Genomic DNA, 19,534 nt, shown 5'->3' with positions numbered 1-19,534 from the left:
AGCATGGTGATGTGAACCTTGACCACGTCTTCGTCTGCGGGCACCCGGCCCTGGACTTCGCGGCCACGCTCCGCGCCCGGCGCACGGTGCGGTTCGAGATGTTCGTGACGCCGGAGCGCCTGAACGCCTGGTACCTGGACGGCGGGCTCGTGGACTCGATCACGCCCGGTGACGAGCACGACCTCCGCGAGGCGAGGAGGGTCCGCGAGGCCGTGTACCGGCTCGTCACCGACCGCCGGCTCGGCGAGGCCTTCGACCGGGAGGCCCTCGCCGTGCTGAACGCCGCCGCGCGCAGACCGCCCGTGACGCCGCAGCTCACCATGACCGGGCGGCACACCGAGGCGACCCCCGGGCAGGCGCTGGCGACCGTCGCGCGCCGGGCGGTCGAACTCCTCGGCGGACCGGACGTCCCGCTGATGAAGGAGTGCGGCAACCCGGAGTGCACCCGGGTCTACATCGACCGCTCCCGGGGCAGGCGCCGCCAGTGGTGCGGCATGGAGTCCTGCGGCAACAGGATCAAGGCCGCCGCCTACCGCGCGCGCAGGAGGACCCCGCCCGCCCCGGCCACCCGATAACCGCGCGCCGGCCGCCACACCGACGGCCGGCGCGAAGGAACCTCACCCCGGGCCCGGCACACCTGGTACGCCCGGGCCGGCACCGACTGACCGGTCCCGCCCTCAGACGAAGAACGAGGCCGCCGGACCGTACCCCAGCCGCATGACGGTCTGCGCCCAGCCCCACAGCTGCGCGCCGTTCGGCCAGGGCCGTTCCCCCGGACCGGTGGACCACCGGTCCGGGGCGTGACGGCGGCACCTGGCCGCCCGCAGAAACGTGTGCGCCGAGCTTGCCATGTCCTGCCTCGCTCTCGGATCGGGGGGTGTGGGCGGGTCCCGTGCCCGACGGGGGAGCAGGCACGGGACCCGCCGTCCAGGGAGGGGACGGGTCAGGCGGCGACGCCGGCGTGGATGACGACCGGGATGTTGTCGCGCGTGGCCTTGGAGTACGGGCAGATCCGGTGCGCGGCGCGCGCCAGCTCCTCGGCGGTGTCCTGGTCCACGCCGCCGAGCACGGGGCGCAGGACCGCGGAGAGCGAGAACTCGCCGTCGTCGCCGTGGGTCAGCGTGATCTCCGCGGTGATGGAGGTGCTGGTCAGCCGGATCTCGCGGGCGCCGGCCGCTCGGCGGAGGGCCCCGAGGAAGCACGCGGCCCACCCGGCCGCGAGCAGCTGCTCCGGGTTGGTCGCGGTGCCGCCGCCACCGAGCTCCTTCGGAATGGCGAGCCCGGTCTCCAGCAGACCGTCGGAGGAACGGACCCGGCCGCCGTTGCGGCCCTCACCGTCGACGTCGACAACGGCGGTGTAGCTGACTGCCATGACTGGTGCTCCCCATCTGGATGGAATCGGTGTCCGGCCACTCCCGGCGATGCGCCCACGTCCTCTGCGCCGTCACCTGTTCGGCCGGTGACGCAATAATGGCAACCCGTCTCGTCACCAGTCAAGGCGGTGACGCATTTTCATGGCGGTCGACGCCGCCTAGCACAGGGCGAGCGGAAGGATAAAGAACATGCCAAACGTGAACCGGCCGGAGGCCAGGACGTGCTATGGCCGACGGGCCCCGCTCGTGCCATGCTCTCCAAGGCGACGGACGGGACCGACCGGCGGGGGTACACCGTGGAGTTCCATGTTCTCGGGACAGTCGAACTCTCCGTCGGTGAAAGGCCGGTGACCCTCCGGACCAACAAACTGCGCTGTCTGGCAGCGGCACTGGCACTCGACGTCGGCCGGCCCGTCCCGGTGGACACCCTGATCTCTCGGCTCTGGGGGACCGAGCCTCCCGCCAAGGCCCGGGCGGCCGCGCACTCGTACATCTCCCGGCTGCGCACCGCGCTCCGGCTGGCCCAGCACCCGGACGACGACGCGCCGCCCGCGGTGATCAACCGCAGCGCGCATGCCTACACCCTGGCCACCGATCCGCAGCGGGTCGACTGGGCGCGGTACGTCCGACTCGGGCGACGCGCACGGTCACTCGCCGACGCCGGCCACGACCGCCAGGCACTCGAGGTCCTGCGGCACGCGGACGACACGTGGCGGGGCGAGCCCCTCGCCGGCCTGCCCGGCCAGTGGGCGCAGGCCGCCAGGAGCACCATGCGCGACCAGTGGCTCGCCACCACGCTGATCCGCTTCGAAGTCGAGCTCAGACTCGGGCACTTCGCCGACCTGGTGCCCGAACTGTCCGCGCTGGCGGAACAGCGCCCGACCGACGAGCGGGTGGCGCGCCACCTGATCACCGCGCTCTACGGCTGCGACAGGTTCGCCGACGCGCTGGACGTGTTCCGGCGGACCCGGCGGGAACTGCGCGAATGCCTCGGCACCGAACCCGGGGAACAGCTCAGACTCCTTCAGCAGCGCGTCCTCCGCCGCGCCCCGATCGGCGAAATCCTGACCCGTCCGGCGGGTGCCACCGCCCCGGCCGCTCCCCCCGCTCCCCCCGCCCCCTCCGCCCCGGCCGCTCCGGTTCCCCGCGCCACGACCGATGCCGGCCCCGCACGCAGCAACTACCTCCCGGTACTGCACCGGATGGTGGGCCGCGACGCGGAACTCCGACGCCTCCTCTCAGCGTCCACGGGCGGCTACATCGGAGCGGTCTCCGGCATGGCCGGCACCGGGAAGACCCGCCTCGTCGTCACCGCGGCACACCTCCTCCAGGACCGCTACCTGGACGGCCAGTACTACGTCGACCTCCGCGCGAACGGCGGCGCCCAACAGCCGTTGGAGACCGAGACGGTGGCGACGTTGCTGCTCAGGCAGTTCGGGATCCCGGCCGCCTCGATCCCGACCGACCGGGAGGAGCTGTCGGCCCGGTGCCGCGGCCTGCTCGCCGAACGCCGGGCCGTCGTCGTGCTCGACGACGCCCGGGGGCCCGAGCAGATCCGCCCCCTGCTCCCGGGCAACCCCGCCTCCTTCGTGCTCATCACCAGTCGGCACCGGCTGGTCGAACTCCCGTGCAGTCCGCTCTTCCTGGACGTCATGACGCCCGAGGACGCGGTGGAGCTCTTCACCATGCTGGTCGGGAAGGAACGGGCCGACGATGCCGCCGGGGCCGAGGCCCTCGTCGAGCTGTGCGGCCGGCTCCCGCTCGCCATCGACCTGGCGGCGAGCCGGCTCAAGGCCCACCCCACCTGGTCGCTGGACCACTTCGTCCGACGGCTGTCCCGCAGAAGCGGCCGGCTGGACGAGCTCCGCCACGGACTCGAGAGCGTGGCCCTGGCCTTCGACGTCTCCTACCGGTCGCTTCCGCGCCCGCAGCAGGAGGCGTTCCGCCTGCTCGGCCTGCACCCCGCACCCGACTTCGGCCCCGACACCGCCGCGGCCCTGGTCGGACGGCCGCTGCGGGAGACCGATCGGATCCTGGAGAGCCTGCACGACCTGCACATGCTCCAGGAGAACTCGCCGGAACGGTACGTCCTGCACGACCTCCTGCGCGAGTTCGCCGTCGATCTCGTCACGGCCGAGGAACGGCGGCAGGCCGATCGACGGCTCGTCGGTTTCGCCGTGCGGGCCGCCGATCGGACCGACCGCTGCCTGAACCCGCGGCGCTTCCGGCTGGCCGTCCCCGAACTCCCGCGGCTCTCCCCCGCGGACGCCCTGCTGGACGAACTCGACTGGCCCGACGACAGGGCGATCAGGGGATGGCTGAGCGCGGAGCTCCCCGGGCTGGTGGCGGTGGAGGCCCACGCCCGGACCAACGGCATGGCCGAGGAGGCGGCGTGGCTCGCCCACGCCCTCGCCGACCACCTGGAGTCCGAGGGGCTGTGGCGCGAGGCCGACGGGATGCACCGCGCCGCGGTCGACCACTGGCACGGCCGCGGCGAGGACCTGGCCGAGAGCCACGCCCTCCTGGCACTGGCCTCGGTCCGGATCCGCACCGCCCGATACGCCCTCGCCGAGCGGACCGCGGAACGCGCCCTCGCCATCGCCCGGACGGCGGGCGACGCCGGGTGCACCGCGGAGGCGCTGGAGCGGCTCGCGAAGATCCGGTGGAGTCAGAGCGATCTGACAGCCGCGCTGTCGATCCAGCGCGAGGTCGTGGAGATCCACCGGAACTCGGGGGACGAATGGAACAGGATTCGCTGCCTGAACAACCTCGGCGCGATCCTCACGTACCTCGGCGACAATCGGGCGGCGCTCGAAGCGTTCACCAAGGCCCTACCCCTGGCCGAATCCTTGGGCGATTCACGGCTCCGGCTCCAGATCCTCGGAAACCTGGGCGGAATGCACCTCAACGCGGGAAATCCGAAGGCCGCCCGTGACATTTTCGAGCACATCCTGACCAATGGGGAAAACATTCTTCCACCGAATGACCTGGCGACCATCCGCATGAATCTCGTGGAATCCCTACTGCTCCCCACCGAGGCCGACCACGCCGTAGAGCTCTACCGGGCCGCCCTCCACACCTTCCGTCAGATCGGCAACCGACAGCTCGAGGCCGACGCGGTCAACGGACTGGGAGCCGTGTACCTGGAGACGGGGCAGTACGACGACGCTCTCGACCAGTACGCGCATGCCCTCGGACTCGCCCGATCGATCGGCGCCCAGCGGGAGGCTGCCGGTGCACTGCGCGGCCTGGGCCGCGCCGAGCGCGCCCTCGGCCGGACGTCCGACGCGCTCGACCACCTCCACCAGGCCGTCGCCCTCTCCCGGCAGATCGAGGCGACGGAGGAGGAGGCCCACGCCTGCGAGGTACTGGCCGAATTGCAACTTCGGACCGGACAGCTGGACGCGGCCCGCAGAACACTCAGGCGAGCCGTGGAACTCTCCGAGTCGGCCCACCTGCCGGAATCGAAAACAATACGCAATCTTCGCGGACAATTAGCTCAACCGATCGAATGGAACTCGCCATTCCGCCCGACTCTGGATTCGATTTGATGCACCAGGCTGCCATGGTGTATTAGTTCCGGTGATCATATGTTCACGCGATCATTGGAAAGAACTCACATGAGAGCAGTTCTCTTGTACGCGGCGACCGTTCTGACCATAGGCCTGGCCGTCCTGCCCGTTCCCACGCTCCGCGAGTCGCACAAGCCGGCGCCGTCATCGACCACTCAGGCCTGGGTGCCCATCTGGGCCCTCCAAGCGGCCACGGACCCCGAGCCCGCACCCTCCTCGATCGTCTGAGGACCGGATCCGGGTTCACACCGCGACGCCGTACCCGGACGACAGGCCCGGCGCTCCCACGGCGCCCGGGCCGGCCTGCCACTCGCGCGGGGAGACCCCGTAGGCGGCGCGGAACGCCCGGCTGAAGTGACTGGCGCTCACGAAGCCCCAGCGGCCGGCGACCGCCGCCACGCTCACCTGGCCGGAGGTCCGGCGGGACAGGTCCCGGCGGGCCATGTCCAGCCGCTGGCGCTGGATCCAGCGGGCCACCGTCACCCCCTCGAAGCGGAACAGCTTGTGCAGGTGGCGCACCGACACGTGGTGGGCCGCCGCGATCCGCTCGGGCGAGAGGTCCGGGTCCCCCAGGTGCCGCAGGATGTGGTCCTTCACCCGGGCCAGGGTGGCGAGCGCGGCCTCGGGCGCCTCCGGGACGGACCGGCCGCGGCGCTCGTGGGCGAGCACCGCGAGCAGGTCGAGCGCCGTGGCGGCGAGCCAGGAGGCGAGCTGCGGTTCCATCGAGTCGGCCGACCGGGAGAGGCACTCCACGTAGGCGGCGACCAGCCGGCCGGTGCCCTCGCCGGCGTCGAAGGCCGTCCCGGTCAGCGCCCGCAGGTCCTCCTCGGAGACGCTCGCGGCCGACCGCGGCCAGTGCAGGGCGGTGACGAGGAAGGGCTCCGGATACTCCTTGCTGAACGGCCTGCCCGCGTCGGAGATCGCGAAGGTACCCGGGAGCAGTTCCACCCGGTGGTCGTCCTGGTCCAGCCGGGCGGTCCCACGGTGCTGGAGCACCAGGGTGAGGTGGTCCTCCCCGCCGCGGGCGATCAGCCCCGGGCTGCGCTCGACCCGCTGCGGGCCGGCCTGCGCCAGGGAGATCCGGGCGGTGCCCAGGTCGTGACTGGTGATCGTCGCGGGGCCGGGCGTTCCGTCGCGCAGGGTCATGTCCACCGGGATGAAGGTGCGGGAGACGGCTTCGTGCCAGTACTCGGCGCGGTCGGCGGGCGGTACCAGGGCGGTGTCGATGACGACGGACATCGGTACTCCTCGAACGGCTGTCGGCCGGACCGACCGGTCCGGTGTCGCGGTGTCGGGTGGGCGCGGGCCCGCGTCGGGGCGGAGCGGGCGGGTCACCAGGAGCGGCCGTGCAGGGCGACGTGCACGGTGTCGACCGCCTGGATCAGCGCGGCCCGGGCGGTGCTGGTGGGGCAGTCCGCGGCGAGCAGCAGGAAGCCGTGGACGGCCCCCTGGTAGCGCATCGCCACCACCGGGATCCCGGCCGCCCGGAGCCTGGCCGCGTAGGCCTCGCCCTCGTCCCGCAGCACGTCGGCCTCGGCGGTGACCACCAGGGCCGGCGGCAGCCCGGCGAGCTGTTCCAGGGAGGCCCGGAGCGGCGCGGCGGTGGCCTCCGTCCGTCGGTCCGCCTCGGGCAGGTAGTCGTCCCAGAAGCGGCGCATGTGGTCCCGGTGCAGGAAGTACCCGGTCGCGAAGCGCCGGTAGGACGGCGTGTCGAAGTCGGCGTCGGTGACCGGGCAGAGCAGGACCTGGTGGACCAGTGGCGCGTCGCCGCGCTCCCGGGCCAGCAGGGTCAGCGCCGCCACCAGGTTGGCCCCGGCGGAGTCGCCGACGGCGGCCATCCGCCGCCCCGCCAGTCCGATCTCGTGGCCGTGCGCGTGGATCCAGCGGGCCACGGCGTAGCACTGCTCGACGGCCACCGGGTAGCGGGCGGCGGGCGCCCGGGCGTAGTCCACGTAGACCACGGCGGCGTCGGTGCCGAGGGCGAACTCCCGGATCAGCCGGGCGTAGCAGGCGGCGTCACCGAGCGACCAGCCGAGGCCGGGCAGGAACAGCACGACGGGGCTGGGCCCGGTGGCGCCGGCGGGCCTGGTGACCTGGACGTGCACCCGTCCGGTCGGGCCGCAGGGCAGGGCGAGCCACTCCGTCGTGGTGGCGTACGGGTCGTCCTGGTCCTGGTGCCCGGCCAGGGCCCGTTCCGGGACGCCGTCCGGACGGTCGGCCGGGGCGAGGAAGGAGAGGTCCGGCAGTTCCGTCGCGGACCGGCCGGCTCGGGCGTCCAGGAACTCCTGGAGCGCCCGGTCGAGCACCGGGCGCCGGTCGGGCTGGGGGGTGGGGTCGGACAACTCTCGCTCCTGGCTTCGGTCGGCGGGCACGGTGGCTCCGTGGGTGCCCCGGCCGTGGCGGCCTGCGTGGCGGCCTGGTCGTGCCCTGCGGCGGGCGGGCGGGCCGGCTGCGGGCGGGCCGGCGGCTCCTCCTCAGCCGGATTCGCCGTGCGGGTGCGAGCGCCACTCTCGCGGCGAGACGCCGTACGCGGCACGGAAGGTCCGGCTGAAGTGCGCCGGGTTGACGAAGCCCCACCGCTGGGCGACCGCCGAGACCGTGGGCGCGGTGCGGTCCCGCCGGGCCAGTTCGCGGGCGCAGGCGTCCAGGCGGAGCTGCTGGACGAGGCGGCTCACCGTCACGCCCTCGCCCTCGAACAGCCGGTGGAGGTAGCGCACGGAGATGTGGTGGGCCTGGGCGATCCGCTCGGGCGACAGCTCCGGGTCGCCCAGGTGGCGGTCGATGTACTCGCGCACCCGGTGGACCAGGTGCGCGTTCTGGGCGGCCGGCTCGTCCGCGTCCCGGGCGGGTGCCAGCTGGGCGATGAGCGTGCCGAACAGGTCGGCGACGCTGCCGGCCAGCCGGTCCCCGACCGGGGCGGGGTAGGAGTGGGCGGAGGCGGCGAGGACGCCCAGGAAGGGCAGCAGCACCGGCCCGCACCCCTCGGTGGGGCCGACGGCCGTCGCCGAGGCGTGCCGCAGGTCGCGCTCCGGCACCCCGAGCAGCCGGCGCGGCACGTGGAACAGGTGGGTGCGGAACCGCTCCGGGTAGTCCACCGCGTACGGGCGCGCCGTGTCGTACAGCACCAGCCCGCCCGGCGGCACCTCCGCGCGGCGCCCGTCCTGCTCCAGGACGGCCCGGCCGGTCACCTGCACGCCGACCCCGACCTGCGGCTCGCCGCGCGGCGTGCGCGCGATCAGCGCCGCCGTGCGGGAGAGCCGGGCCGCGTCCGCCTCCAGGGTGGAGATCCGCACGTACCCGAGGCGGTGCGACTCCAGGAGCCCGTCGAACGGCCGCCCGGTGTGGGGGTGCACCTCCATCGGCACCAGCGACCGCGACACCGCTCCGCTCCAGAAGGCCGCCTTGTCACCGTCCGCGACCGACGCCGTCGTCATCCGCACGCCCATCTGACCGTCCTTCCGTCCTGGTCCTGCGCACTTCAGCGTGGACCGTTCGCGAGGCTGGCCGGTAGGTCATCTGACTGTCGTGTTCGGGCGGTACGTCAGGGGGGTCGGCGAGGTGGCCGGGCCGACCCCGGGCGGACCGGGCCGGGCGGGCGTCCCCCCAGGTCAGCTGCCGTCCAGGGCGTGGGCGAGGGCGGCCCGGGTGGTGATGCCGAGCTTCGGGAAGATCTTGTAGAGGTGGGCCCCGACGGTGCGCGGCGACAGCTGGAGCTGGCGGCCGATCTCCTTGTTGGTCAGGCCGGTCGCGGCCAGCCGGGCGATGCGCAGCTCCTGGCCGGTCAGCCCGGACGGGTCGGTGGCCGGTCCGTCCCCGGCCTGCGGCAGCGCCACCGAGTCGCCCGCGGCCCGGAGCTCCTCCTCGCACTGCGCCGCCCAGGGGGTGGCCCGCAACCGGCCGAACACGTGGTGGGCCGCGCGCAGCGCCTCCCTGGCCCCGGGCCGGTGGCGGCGGCGCAGCCACGCGCCGTGGGCCAGCCGCAGCCGCGCGAGGTCGAACACCCACTGCTCGGCCCCCGGCACGGCGTACGCGGCGCGGTAGGCGGCGTCGGCCTCCTCGTCGTCCGCGGCCAGGGCGGTGGCGGCCGCCCACAGGAAGGCGTGCCGGCCGGAGATCTCCGCCGAGCGCGCGGCGGCCCCGGCCGCGAGGTGGGCCCGGGCCTCCTCGTGCCGGCCGGTGTGCACGGCGGCCGTGACGAGGTCGAGGACCAGCGCGTGGTGCCAGGGCGGGCCGCCGGGCAGCCGCCCGGGCGGGGTGAGCTCGCAGAAGTGGGCGTACGCCTCCTCGTAGCGCCGGTGGGCGAGCGCGGCCAGGCCGCGCAGGTGGGCCAGGCGGTCGAGGACGTACCGCATCCGGGCGCGGGTGGCGGTCGGCCGGACGCTCCGCTCGATCTCCCGCAGTCCGTCCTCGTCCCCCCGGCCGGCCAGGAAGTGGGCGTAGTACTGGCGGAACATCAGGGCGTTGGTGTGGTAGCCGAGCTCGTCCGCGATCTCGGCCTCCCGCAGGCAGACGGCGGCGCGGTCCCAGTGGCCGCGCAGGTAGTCCTGGTGGGCCTTGGCCTTGGCCACCGAGCCCTGGGTGGCGTAGCCGTACCCTCCGGCGAAGAGCTGCCAGAGGTCGCCCACCGGGCAGTCGAGCGCCGAGGCCGTCCACAGCAGGAGCCAGGCCGCGCCGGCCTCCTGCTCCTCCGTCATGCCCTCGGCCGTGGCCAGCAGGGCGGCGGCCGCGTCGGGGCCCGGGTCGGTCCAGGCCCGCAGGCACAGCCGGCCCGCCTCGGAGACGTTGTCCCGGTGCCGTTCCAGGGCGCGCCAGGCCCAGGGGTCGTCCGTGTACGTGGCGGCCAGCAGGAGTTTGAAGTAGACCTGGTCGACCAGCCCGCCGAAGGGCTCGGCGCCCGGTGCGGTCAGGGTGTCCAGCGCCGCGGGCAGCAGCGCGGCCGAGGACTCGAAGTCGACGTGGTGGCTCTGGTCGGCGTAGACCACCGCGTACGAGAACAGCGGGGCGACGTCCGGCGGGACGGTGCTGCCCTTCAGCTCCGCCACCAGGGCCGCGGCGTGGCGCAGCTGTCCGCCGCGGGCCGACATCACCGCGGCGCCGGTGAGCCTGCGGACGCGGTCGGCGGGGCTGGGGCTGAGGGCGGCGGCGCGTTCCAGCAGCAGCGTGCCCTCCGCCTCGCCGCCCCGGCGGGCGAGGTCCCGGCCGGCCTCCTGGAGGCGGTGCGCGAGGTCCTCGTCGGGCAGCAGCGCGGCGGCCGCCTCGTGCACCAGCCGGCGGGGGTCGTCCGGTGCCAGGGCTTCGGACAGCGCGCGGTGCGCCTCCCGGCGGGCGGTGTCGGAGGCGGCGGAGACGACGGCGGTGCGGACCAGCGGGTGGCGGAACACGAGCTGTCCGGCCGGGTCGAGCCGGGCCAGGCCGTCCGCCTCGATCCGTTCCAGGATCTCCCGCGCGTTCTCGTCCGCGAGGGCGCGCAGCCACTCGGCGGTGCCGTAGTCCGGGCCGGCGGCCAGGGCGCCGAGCAGGAGGATCCGGCCGACCTCCGGCGTCACCGTCCCCAGCCGTTCGGTGAACATCCGCTCCAGCTTCCGTCCGAGCGGCAGCCGTTCGGGCAGCGGAGCGGTGCCCCGCTGCTGGGCGGCCGCCAGCTGGCGCGGCAGTTCCACCAGTGCCAGCGGGTTCCCGGCCGCCTCGGCCAGGACGCGTTCCTTGGCGGGCGCCGCGAGGTCGGGGTAGCAGGTGCCCAGCAGCAGGGCCGCGTCCTCCTGGGGCAGGGCCGGGACGTCGACGGCCTCGGCCGACCAGGTCTGGACGGCCGGTCCGTCCGAGCGGGTGGCTCCGACGATCACCACCGGCAGCTCGGCGCACCGCCGGTGCAGGAAGGCGAAGACGGTCGCGCTCGACGAGTCGATCCAGTGCAGGTCGTCCAGGACCAGCAGCACCGGGGCGGTCCGCACCGCCTGTTCCAGCAGGGCGAGGGTGGCGGCGCCGACGGCGAAGCCGCTCGGGGTTCCGGAGCGGACGCCGAAGGCGCTCTCCAGCGCCTCCCGCTGGTGCCCGGACAGCGCGTCGGAACGCTGGAGCAGCGACCAGAAGGCCTGGTGGAGGGCGCCGAACGCGAGGTCGGTCTCCGCCTCGGTGCCGACCGCGCGCAGGACGGTGAACCCGCGCTCGCGCGCCGCCCGCTCCACCCAGGCCACCAGCGTGCTCTTGCCGGCACCGGCGTCACCGCGCAGCAGCACGGTGGACCCGCTCGCGCCGTCCACGGCCTGGACCAGTGCCGCGGTCAGCAGTTCCGTCTGCCGCTGACGACCGACCAGGGTCGGAAACCCACTGTCCTCCGCCACTGCTTCTCTCCCTCGGGCCGGCCGGTCCGCTCGCCGGGCACCCAAGGCTACCGCCGCCTGAACCACCGCTCCCACCTGCGGGTATGTCCCCGAGCAGGTCGCATACGACGTGTCACTCGCGGTAGAGCAGGACGGAGGCGCCGGCCAGGACGGCGCTGGCCACCAGGGCCCAGGCGATCTGCCCGTGCAGCACGAGGGCGGCGCCCGGAAGCGCGCCGGCGAGCATGGTGACGACGGAGAGGATCTTGCGCCGCCGGCGGGGGGCGGTGCCGCCGGCCAGGCGGGAGTCGGCGGCCAGGCCGGTCAGGGTGAGGGTGAGCACGGTGGTGGTGAGGTCCGGTACGCCCAGACCCCGCACGGTGGCGTTGCGGATGCCCATGGCCAGGGCGAGCAGGGCGATCACCGGGTACTGCGCGGCCCCCTCGGGGCTGTGGACGAAGAGGACGGCGGCGGCCCCGGCGTGCAGCACGGCCTCCAGGACGAAGGCCGCGCGCAGCCGCGCGGGGCGGCGGCCCGCGCTCTGCCGGGTCGCGATCCGCCCGGCCACCGCGGCGCCTAGCAGGAAGGCGGCGAGGGAGGTCAGCGACCCGGCGACGGAGAAGCCGGGCGCCCCGGCGAGGGCGAAGGCGATGACGACGACGTTGCCGGTCATGTTCGCGGTGAAGACGTGGCCGAGGCCGAGGTAGCTGATGGCGTCGATCAGGCCGCTGACCAGGGTGAGGCCGAACAGGGCCAGGGCCAGCGGGTGGCGGTCGTGGATCTGCGGTCCGGACGGCTGCTGCGGCGGCGGTGGGGTGGTCACGACGGCTCCTCGTGCGGGCGAAGGGGATGCGGGTGGGGCACCGCCCGGTCCGGGCGGTGCCCCGTGACGGAACCGGCGGGTGCGTCAGAAGAAGCAGGGGTCCATCGGCACCTGGGGCTGCCCGGGCAGGGCGAGGCCGCGGGCCGCGCGCCAGGCGTGCTGCTCGCCGGAGGCCGCCACGGCCTCCAGCACGCCTTCGGCCTGGTGCACGCCGGCCAGGCCGGGGGCGGGGGTGGCGTGGTAGCCGCCGAAGCGGGTGACCGGGCTCCAGGACGGGGACACCTCGGGCAGCTCGGGCGCCAGCCCCTGGTGCTCCTGGACGGCGTGGACGATGCGTCCGCCGACGACGGTCAGCACGGACTCGATGTGCGGGATGTCGGCCTCCGGCACGGTGAAGTAGTCGGCGCTGAGCAGCGCCAGGTCCGCGTAACTGCCCACGGTCAGACGGCCCTTGACCTCCTCCTCGCCGGTGAGCCGGGCGCCGCCCAGGGTGTAGAGCTCCAGGGCCTGGGCGCGGTCGAGCCGGTTGTGCTCGGCCGCCAGGCGCCGGCCGCTGACGGCGCGGCCGGAGACCAGCCAGTGCAGGGCGACCCAGGGGTTGTAGGAGGAGACCCGGGTGGCGTCGGTGCCCGCCGCGACGGTCAGGCCGCGGTCCAGCATCGCGCGCAGCGGCGGAGCCTCGGCGGCGGCCGGGGCGCCGTAGCGCGAGACGAACGCCTCGCCCTGGAAGGAGAGGCGGTTCTGCACGGAGACGGCGCCGCCCAGGGCCGCGATCCGGTCGAGGCTGTCCGGGCTGACGGTCTCGGCGTGGTCGAAGAGCCAGCGGTTGCCCTGTGGGAAGAGGCCCTCGGCGGCGAGCTTCTCGAAGACGGCGAGGTCGCGGCGGATGGTCTCGTCGTAGGTGGCGTGCAGCCGGAAGCCCCAGCCGTTCTCCGTCAGCAGGCGGACGGCCTTCTCGAACTCGCTCTCGTAGGCGCCGAGTTGCGGCCTGGGTTCGGTGAAGTTCTCGAAGTCGGCGGCGGCCCAGGTGAGGTTCTCCCCCGCGCCGTTGAGGCGCAGCCATGCGTCGCCCTCCCCGGGGCGCACGGTGTTCACCCAGCGGGTGAGGTCGTCGAGTTCCTGCCCGGCGGTCTGTGGGAAGAGGTGGTAGGCGATGCGCAGGCTCAGCTCGCCGCGGCGGGCGAGTTCCATCACGGTGCCGTAGTTCTCGGGGAAGCTCTGGAAGCCGCCGGCGGCGTCGATCGCGGAGGTGAGGCCGAAGCGGTTCAGCTCGCGCAGGAAGTGCCGGGTGGAGCCGATCCGGTCGGCCTCGTCCAGGGTTGGCGCCTTGGCCAGGGTGGAGTAGAGCAGCAGGGCGCCGGGGGCGGCGATCAGCAGGCCGGTCGGCTCGCCGTCGTGCCCGCGCACGATCTGGCCGCCGGCCGGGTCGGGGGTGTCCCGGGTGAAGCCCGCGGCGCGCAGCGCGGCCTTGTTGAGCAGCGCCGACTGGTAGAGGTGCAGCACGAAGACCGGGGTGTCGGGCGCCGCGGCGTTGAGCTCGGCCAGGGTGGGCAGGCGCCGCTCGGCGAACTGGTCGGCGGACCAGCCGCCGACCACCCGCACCCACTGGCCGGGCGGGGTGCGCTCGGCCTGAAGCCGGAGCATGGCCAGGGCCTCGCGCAGCGTCGGGACGCCGTCCCAGCGCAGTTCCAGCACGTAGTTGAGGCCGCCGCGGATGACGTGCAGGTGCGCGTCGTTGAGCCCGGGGACGGCCCGGCGGCCGAGCGCGTCCACCACCCGGGTGCCGGGGCCGACCAGCGGGACGACGTCGGCGTCGTCGCCGACCGCCTGGATCAGTCCGTCCCGGACGGCCACGGCGGTGGCCTGCGGGCGGCGCGGGTCGTTGGTGTACACCTTGGCGTTGCGCACGACCAGGTCGGCGGGCTGGTCGGGGGTCCCGGGGCGGATTCCGGCGACGGGCATGGTGGACAAGGGGGGTCCCTTCGTTCGGTGCTGTTTCGGCGCGGGCCGCCGGGGGCGCTCCGGCGCGGGGCCGCAGGAGCGCCCCGGCGCGGGGCCGCGGGGGGCGTTCCGGCCGCGCATCGAACCTAGGCAGCGGGTGGCGCGGAAGGGACGTGGCAGCGCATGACCGGTTGCCCGGCAGTGCACTCCGGTGACCGGGGGGGCCGGGGTGGGCCGGTGGTGCGTTGTCGGGACAGTCCCGGGCACCCAGCGGGCAGAACCGCCGGAGCAGCGCGGACTAATGTCGTCAACGTGACGCCGAGCCGATCGGGCCGCCGTCTGACGCAGTGTCAACTCCCTGCATTCCCAAGGAAAGAGAACCGTCATGGTCGACTTCGCCAACGTCCACGCCGCGCCGAGCCCGGACCTGCTCACCCCGGACAACGCGATGATGCTGTTCGTTGACCACCAGCCGCAGATGTTCTTCGGCACCGGCAGCGGCGACCGCACCGCCATCATCAACTCCACCGTCGGCCTGGCCAAGGCCGCGAAGATCTTCGACGTGCCGGTGGTCCTGTCGACCGTCGCCGCCGAGTCCTTCTCCGGCCCGATCCTGCCGCAGCTGAAGGCCGTCTTCCCCGACCAGGAGGTCATCGACCGCACCAGCATGAACGCCTGGGAGGACGAGGCCCTGGTCGAGGCCGTCAAGGCCACCGGCCGCAAGAAGATCATCCTGTCCGGCCTGTGGACCGAGGTCTGCCTCGTCCTGCCGGCGCTGTCCGCGCTGGACCAGGGCTACGAGGTCTACGTCGTCGCCGACGCCTCCGGCGGGGTCAGCCCGCTGGCCCACGAGCACGCCCTGCAGCGGATGACCGCCGCCGGCGCCGTGCCGGTCACCTGGGTGCAGGTCCTGCTGGAGCTCCAGCGCGACTGGGCCCGCACCGAGACCTACGTGGCCGTGACGGACCTGGTCAAGGAGCACGCCGGCGCCTACGGCCTGGGCGTCTTCTACGCCCAGTCGATGATCAACCCGCACGCCGCCGGCTGACGGAGTCTCCCATCATGAACACGGGTCTACTCCTGCTGCGCCTGGTCGCCGGCCTGCTGATCGCGGGCCACGGCGTCCAGAAGGTCAGCTTCCACCTCGGTGGCGGCGGACTGGAGGGCGGCAGCGCCGAGTTCCGGGGCGACGGCTTCCGCGGCGGCAAGCTCACCGCGATCACCGCCGGCGGCTCCCAGATCGGGGCCGGGCTGATGCTGGCCGCCGGCCTGCTCACCCCGCTGGCCGGCGCGGGCGTCATGGGCGTGATGACCGTCGCCCTGACGGTCAAGTGGCCCCACGGGCTGTGGGTCCAGCACGACGGGTACGAGTTCCCGTTCGTCCTGATCGTCATCGGCGCGGCCCTGACCGCCACCGGCCCCGGCCAGTGGTCGGTCGACGGGGCCCTCGGGCTCGCCGACTGGCCGCTGTGGTGCCTGCCGGCAGCCGTGGTCGCCGGTGTGGGCGGCGGCCTGGCCACCCGGCTCGCGCTGCACCGCAGCTGAGGCGGGACGGAACGCCAACGGGCTCGGGCCCCCTCGGAAGGGACACCTTCCAGGGGGCCCGAGCCCGTTGGGCATGCGGTTTCGGCCCCATGGAGGAGGGAGCACCCGCGGGTGCTCCCTCCTCCATGGGGCCGACGTACGTTCCCCCGCCGGCCCCGGTCTCGGCGGCCGCCCACCAGGAGCCTCGACTCGGCGTCCCAGTCGATCAGTTCGGCCTCGCGACCGCGCGGCACGAGGGCGAAGCTCTCTAAGGCGTGGGGCCCTGGTCGGGGAACGGCCGGCGTCCGGGCCCGGTGCCTCCGGGGACGAGGAGCGGAAACGAGGAAGTGCCGGGCCCGCCGACGAACGGGCCCGGCACTGTGCGGAGCCGGGCCTGCCGACGAACAGGCCCGGCGCGGTCACTCCCCGGTGCCGGAGGTGACGACCAGGTGCTCGGCGAGGAACCAGACCTGGGTCTCGCCGGTGCGGATGATCTGGGAGACCAGGAGGTCCTGGGTCCCGTCGTCGCCGAGCTTCGCCGTGCGGGCGGCGGCGTCGCGGACGTCGGCGAGGATGGTCTCGTGCGCGTCGAGGAGACGCGAGAGCATCGACTGCACGCCCTCGACGCCGTCCGGCGGACGCGGCACGCCGGTGATCTGAGCGGCGTGGCGGGGGTCGCCCACCGCGACGCCGCCGAGGCTCTGCACCCGCTCGGCGAGCGCGTCGACCAGCTCCAGCTGCTCCTGGGCGTGCTTGTCGAAGAGCAGGTGCAGCTGGTAGGCGGTCGGCCCGCGCATGCCCCAGTGGTACTTCTTGTACAGCGCGTACAGGAACTGGGTGTCCGCGAGGACCCGGTTGAGCCGCTGGCAGGAGTACTGCCGGGCGTCGTGGGAGAGCGCGATCGGCAGCTGGGTGACGGTGCCGAACTCCTGGATCTCGGGACCGTGCTGGTGGAGGCGCGGCTGCTGGCTGGTCATGGTGCTCCTGGGACTGGGTGGGTGGGGGCGGTCAGTTGGCGGTGGACCGGACGGCCTCGCGGATCACGTCGGCGACACGCTCGGGCCGGGAGAGCATCACCAGGTGCGAGGAGTCCACCTCGACGGTGGTCATGCCGGCCCGCTGGTACCCGAACCGCTGGACATCCGGGTTGAGGGTCCGGTCGGCGCCGGCGACGATCCCCCAGGACGGCTTGGTCCGCCACGCGGCGGTGGGCGCGGCCTCACCGAAGGCGGCGGCGGCGAGCGGGCGCTGGGAGACGGCCAGGACCCGGGCGAGGTCGGGGTCGACGTCGGCCGCGAAGATCGCCGGAAGCCGGTCGACCTCCACCGACACGTCGGTGCCCTCGCCGCTCCCGTCCTCCAGCGGGAAGGGGGCGTACACCAGGGCGGAGGCGAGCTCGGAGTCCGGGAAGCCGCCCTGCAGCCCGCCCAGGCTCTCGCCCTCCTCCAGCGCGTAACCCGCCAGGTACACCAGCGCCTTGACGTTCTCCTCGGCGCCCGCGACGGTGATCACGGCGCCGCCGTAGGAGTGGCCGACCAGCACCACCGGCCCGGGGATCCGCCGGACCACCGACGCGATGTACGCGGCGTCCCCGGTCAGGCTGCGGTTGGGCACCGCCGGCGCCACCACCTCCAGCCCGTCGGCCAGCAGCTCGGGGATGACCTTGGCGAAGCTGGAGGCGTCGGCGAAGGCGCCGTGCACCAGCACGACGGTGGGCGTGTCGTTCGTCGTCATGAAGGGGTCCTCACTGGGGCCTCGGCGAGGCCTCCGGATCACTGGCGGCTGTCGCCCTCAGGCTAGGAACGCCCGGGCCCGGTCCCTGTTCCGACGGCGCACTGCCTGCGGTCGGCCAGCGCACCGGGCACCGGGGCCGGGGCCGCGCCGCCGGTGCGCCCGACCTCAGCGCTCTCGGACGATTCGGGGTGCTCTCCGAGGCAACCGGCCGGCGTCGGCCGACCCTAGCGTGGGTCCCGTCGCAGCCGGACGCTGCCGCAAGGAAAGGAACAACACCATGCCGTACATCACCGTTGGCCAGGAGAACTCCACCTCCATCGACCTCTACTACGAGGACCACGGCACCGGCCAGCCGGTCGTGCTCATCCACGGCTTCCCGCTGAACGGCGCCTCCTGGGAGCGCCAGAGCGCCGCCCTGCTGGACGCCGGCTACCGGGTCATCACCTACGACCGCCGCGGCTTCGGCCGGTCCTCGCAGCCGACCACCGGCTACGACTACGACACCTTCAGCGCCGACCTCCACACCGTGCTGGAGACCCTCGACCTGCGCGACGCCGTCCTGGTCGGCTTCTCGATGGGCACCGGCGAGACCGCCCGGTACGTCGCCACGTACGGCTCCGAGCGGATCGCCAAGGTCGCCTTCCTGGCCTCGCTGGAGCCGTTCCTGCTGAAGACCGACGACAACCCGGAGGGCGCCGCCCCGAAGGAGTTCTTCGACGGCATCGTCGCGGCGGTGAAGGCCGACCGCTTCGCCTTCTACACCGACTTCTTCAAGGACTTCTACAACCTGGACGAGAACCTCGGCACCCGGATCAGCGAGGAGGCCGTCCGCAACAGCTGGAACGTCGCCGCGAGCGGCGGCGCCTTCGCCGCCTCCGCCGCGCCGAGCACCTGGTACACCGACTTCCGCGCCGACGTCGCCCGCATCGACGTGCCCGCCCTGATCCTGCACGGCACCGGCGACCGCACCCTGCCCATCGAGAACACCGCCCGCGTCTTCCACAAGGCGCTCCCCTCCGCCGACTACGTCGAGATCGAGGGCGCCCCGCACGGTCTGATCTGGACCCACGCCGAAGAGGTCAACGCCGCGCTGCTCGCCTTCCTCGCCAAGTAGGCCGAGTAGGCCGTAGGCCAAGGAGCCCGGACGGCCGCCACACCCCCGACGGCGGCCGTCCGCACCCCGTCGGTACCGCCGTCGCCGCCCCGCCCCGGTCGGCGACGGCGGTACCGACCACCCGACCCACCCCGACCCACCCCGACCCGCGCCCGGCACCGCTCCCAGCGGACGCCGGGCGTGCGCCACGACCAGGAGGTCCCCCGTGAAGCCCCGCTTAGCCCGTCGTCTGGTCCCGCTGGTGGCGGCGCTCGCCGCCCTGACGGCCGTCCCCGCCGCCTCGGCGGCCGGCAACGCCCCCGCCGCGCAACCGTCGGTCCCCCACCGGCAGTTCGCCGTCGGCCCGCAGTACGACTCCACCCACGTCTACGTCGAACCCGGCACCGAGCAGGCCTTCGTGGCCAGCTGGACGTCCACCTTCGGCGGCACCACGATCGGCCCGGTCTCCACCCAGGTGACCCCCACGCCCAGCCGGACCCTGTCGGAGCTGGTGCTGTCCCCGGTCGGCACGCTGTCGGTGTTCGACTTCACCACGCCCGTCCCGTACCCCTTCGGCACCGAACGCACCGGCTGGCTGGTGACCGACCTCGACCAGGCCGTCCGCGCCGCCCGGGCCGACGGCGCGACCGTCACCGTGGCGCCGTTCGCCGACCCGATCGGCCGCGACGCCGTCGTCCAGTTCCCCGGCGGGATCAGCGCCCAGCTCTACGTGCACACCACGCCGCCGTCCTACCCCGCCCTGGCGAGCGTGCCGGAGAACCGGCTCTACCTCTCACCGGACGCGGTCGGCGCCTTCCTGCACAGCTACCTCTCCTTCACCGGCGGCCGGATCGTCTCCGACGACCGGAGGGCCGACGGCGCCGCCCTCGGCCTGCCCGGCACGACCTACCGGCTGATCCGTCTCACCTCCGGATTCGGCACCACCACGGTCGCGGTGACCGACGGCCACCTGCCCCACCCGTTCGGCCGGGAGCTCACCGGCTACGGCGTGCCGGACCTCGCCGCCACCCTGGAGCGGGCGAAGGCCGCCGGCGCCTCGGTGCTGTCGGGGCCGGTCCGCGCGGGCGGCCGGGACAGCGCGATGGTGCGGTTCCCGGGCGGCTACGTCGCGGAGATCCACACCGCTCGGTGAC

General features: G+C 74.0%; 15 protein-coding genes. 6 read left to right on the top strand and 9 right to left on the bottom strand.

Annotation, left to right across the window (positions count from 1 at the left end; genetic code table 11):
* The first annotated feature begins 11 nt into the window (after nucleotides 1–11).
* Nucleotides 12–575 carry a CGNR zinc finger domain-containing protein gene (locus ACZ7RU_RS19285; protein ID WP_470342113.1) on the top strand — a complete coding sequence of 188 codons (564 nt, stop codon included), beginning with the start codon at nucleotides 12–14 and terminating at the stop codon, nucleotides 573–575.
* A 368-nt stretch (nucleotides 576–943) separates the two neighbouring features.
* On the opposite strand, the gene ACZ7RU_RS19280 is transcribed toward ACZ7RU_RS19285, so the two are convergent.
* Complete coding sequence (locus tag ACZ7RU_RS19280) at nucleotides 944–1,372, bottom strand: Ohr family peroxiredoxin (RefSeq protein ID WP_470342112.1); 429 nt, start codon at nucleotides 1,370–1,372, stop codon at nucleotides 944–946.
* Nucleotides 1,373–1,720: 348 nt separating this feature from the next.
* Between ACZ7RU_RS19280 and ACZ7RU_RS19275 the strand changes: the two genes are divergently transcribed.
* The gene (locus ACZ7RU_RS19275; protein ID WP_470342111.1) at nucleotides 1,721–4,924 is read left to right on the top strand and encodes an AfsR/SARP family transcriptional regulator; all 3,204 of its coding nucleotides are present in this window, start codon (nucleotides 1,721–1,723) and stop codon (nucleotides 4,922–4,924) included.
* A gap of 264 nt (nucleotides 4,925–5,188) precedes the next feature.
* Here the strand turns inward: ACZ7RU_RS19275 and ACZ7RU_RS19270 are convergent, their stop codons facing one another.
* From ACZ7RU_RS19270 to ACZ7RU_RS19245, 6 genes are all read right to left on the bottom strand, one after another.
* Nucleotides 5,189–6,184 (bottom strand): helix-turn-helix domain-containing protein, encoded by a 996-nt coding sequence (locus ACZ7RU_RS19270; RefSeq protein WP_470342110.1) that lies wholly within the window; start codon nucleotides 6,182–6,184, stop codon nucleotides 5,189–5,191.
* Nucleotides 6,185–6,276: 92 nt separating this feature from the next.
* Nucleotides 6,277–7,287 (bottom strand): alpha/beta hydrolase, encoded by a 1,011-nt coding sequence (locus ACZ7RU_RS19265; RefSeq protein WP_470342109.1) that lies wholly within the window; start codon nucleotides 7,285–7,287, stop codon nucleotides 6,277–6,279.
* 132 nt (nucleotides 7,288–7,419) lie between these two features.
* Nucleotides 7,420–8,391, bottom strand: a complete 972-nt coding sequence (locus tag ACZ7RU_RS19260; protein WP_470342108.1) for an AraC-like ligand-binding domain-containing protein — start codon at nucleotides 8,389–8,391, stop codon at nucleotides 7,420–7,422.
* Nucleotides 8,392–8,553: 162 nt separating this feature from the next.
* A complete protein-coding gene (locus tag ACZ7RU_RS19255) occupies nucleotides 8,554–11,286 on the bottom strand; it encodes a BREX system ATP-binding domain-containing protein (RefSeq protein ID WP_470342107.1) in 2,733 nt (910 codons plus the stop codon).
* 112 nt (nucleotides 11,287–11,398) lie between these two features.
* A complete protein-coding gene (locus ACZ7RU_RS19250; RefSeq protein ID WP_470342106.1) occupies nucleotides 11,399–12,088 on the bottom strand; it encodes a YoaK family protein in 690 nt (229 codons plus the stop codon).
* 84 nt (nucleotides 12,089–12,172) lie between these two features.
* A complete protein-coding gene (locus ACZ7RU_RS19245) occupies nucleotides 12,173–14,050 on the bottom strand; it encodes an amidohydrolase (RefSeq protein WP_470342186.1) in 1,878 nt (625 codons plus the stop codon).
* A 364-nt stretch (nucleotides 14,051–14,414) separates the two neighbouring features.
* Here ACZ7RU_RS19245 and ACZ7RU_RS19240 point away from each other — a divergent pair, with 364 nt between their 5' ends.
* Complete coding sequence (locus ACZ7RU_RS19240) at nucleotides 14,415–15,077, top strand: hydrolase (protein WP_470342105.1); 663 nt, start codon at nucleotides 14,415–14,417, stop codon at nucleotides 15,075–15,077.
* A 14-nt stretch (nucleotides 15,078–15,091) separates the two neighbouring features.
* Complete coding sequence (locus ACZ7RU_RS19235) at nucleotides 15,092–15,574, top strand: DoxX family protein (RefSeq protein WP_470342104.1); 483 nt, start codon at nucleotides 15,092–15,094, stop codon at nucleotides 15,572–15,574.
* Between the two features lie 398 nt (nucleotides 15,575–15,972).
* Here ACZ7RU_RS19235 and ACZ7RU_RS19230 read toward each other — a convergent pair whose 3' ends face one another.
* Together ACZ7RU_RS19230 and ACZ7RU_RS19225 are read right to left on the bottom strand one after the other, a co-directional pair.
* Nucleotides 15,973–16,530: a Dps family protein gene (locus ACZ7RU_RS19230; RefSeq protein ID WP_470342103.1), complete on the bottom strand. Its 558-nt coding sequence runs from the start codon at nucleotides 16,528–16,530 to the stop codon at nucleotides 15,973–15,975.
* A gap of 31 nt (nucleotides 16,531–16,561) precedes the next feature.
* Nucleotides 16,562–17,287, bottom strand: a complete 726-nt coding sequence (locus tag ACZ7RU_RS19225; RefSeq protein ID WP_470342102.1) for an alpha/beta fold hydrolase — start codon at nucleotides 17,285–17,287, stop codon at nucleotides 16,562–16,564.
* A 277-nt stretch (nucleotides 17,288–17,564) separates the two neighbouring features.
* Between ACZ7RU_RS19225 and ACZ7RU_RS19220 the strand changes: the two genes are divergently transcribed.
* Both ACZ7RU_RS19220 and ACZ7RU_RS19215 read left to right on the top strand, forming a co-directional pair.
* Nucleotides 17,565–18,401, top strand: coding sequence for an alpha/beta fold hydrolase (locus ACZ7RU_RS19220; RefSeq protein ID WP_470342101.1), 837 nt, complete (start codon nucleotides 17,565–17,567; stop codon nucleotides 18,399–18,401).
* A 205-nt stretch (nucleotides 18,402–18,606) separates the two neighbouring features.
* Nucleotides 18,607–19,533 (top strand): VOC family protein, encoded by a 927-nt coding sequence (locus tag ACZ7RU_RS19215; protein WP_470342100.1) that lies wholly within the window; start codon nucleotides 18,607–18,609, stop codon nucleotides 19,531–19,533.
* Nucleotide 19,534: the final 1 nt, after the last annotated feature.

This window comes from Kitasatospora sp. NPDC114501, assembly GCF_055633695.1.
The sequence above is the reverse complement of the archived record's forward strand: the minus strand, read 5'-3'. Positions and strand labels throughout refer to the sequence as shown.

What these genes read in the sequence shown, in the direction of transcription:
- ACZ7RU_RS19280 (WP_470342112.1), bottom strand. Translation starts at nt 1,372, where the DNA reads ATGGCAGTCAGCTACACCGCCGTTGTCGACGTCGACGGTGAGGGCCGC.
- ACZ7RU_RS19230 (WP_470342103.1), bottom strand. Translation starts at nt 16,530, where the DNA reads ATGACCAGCCAGCAGCCGCGCCTCCACCAGCACGGTCCCGAGATCCAG.
- ACZ7RU_RS19260 (WP_470342108.1), bottom strand. Translation starts at nt 8,391, where the DNA reads ATGGGCGTGCGGATGACGACGGCGTCGGTCGCGGACGGTGACAAGGCG.
- ACZ7RU_RS19235 (WP_470342104.1), top strand. Translation starts at nt 15,092, where the DNA reads ATGAACACGGGTCTACTCCTGCTGCGCCTGGTCGCCGGCCTGCTGATC.
- ACZ7RU_RS19225 (WP_470342102.1), bottom strand. Translation starts at nt 17,287, where the DNA reads ATGACGACGAACGACACGCCCACCGTCGTGCTGGTGCACGGCGCCTTC.
- ACZ7RU_RS19220 (WP_470342101.1), top strand. Translation starts at nt 17,565, where the DNA reads ATGCCGTACATCACCGTTGGCCAGGAGAACTCCACCTCCATCGACCTC.
- ACZ7RU_RS19245 (WP_470342186.1), bottom strand. Translation starts at nt 14,050, where the DNA reads ATGCCCGTCGCCGGAATCCGCCCCGGGACCCCCGACCAGCCCGCCGAC.
- ACZ7RU_RS19270 (WP_470342110.1), bottom strand. Translation starts at nt 6,184, where the DNA reads ATGTCCGTCGTCATCGACACCGCCCTGGTACCGCCCGCCGACCGCGCC.
- ACZ7RU_RS19240 (WP_470342105.1), top strand. Translation starts at nt 14,415, where the DNA reads ATGGTCGACTTCGCCAACGTCCACGCCGCGCCGAGCCCGGACCTGCTC.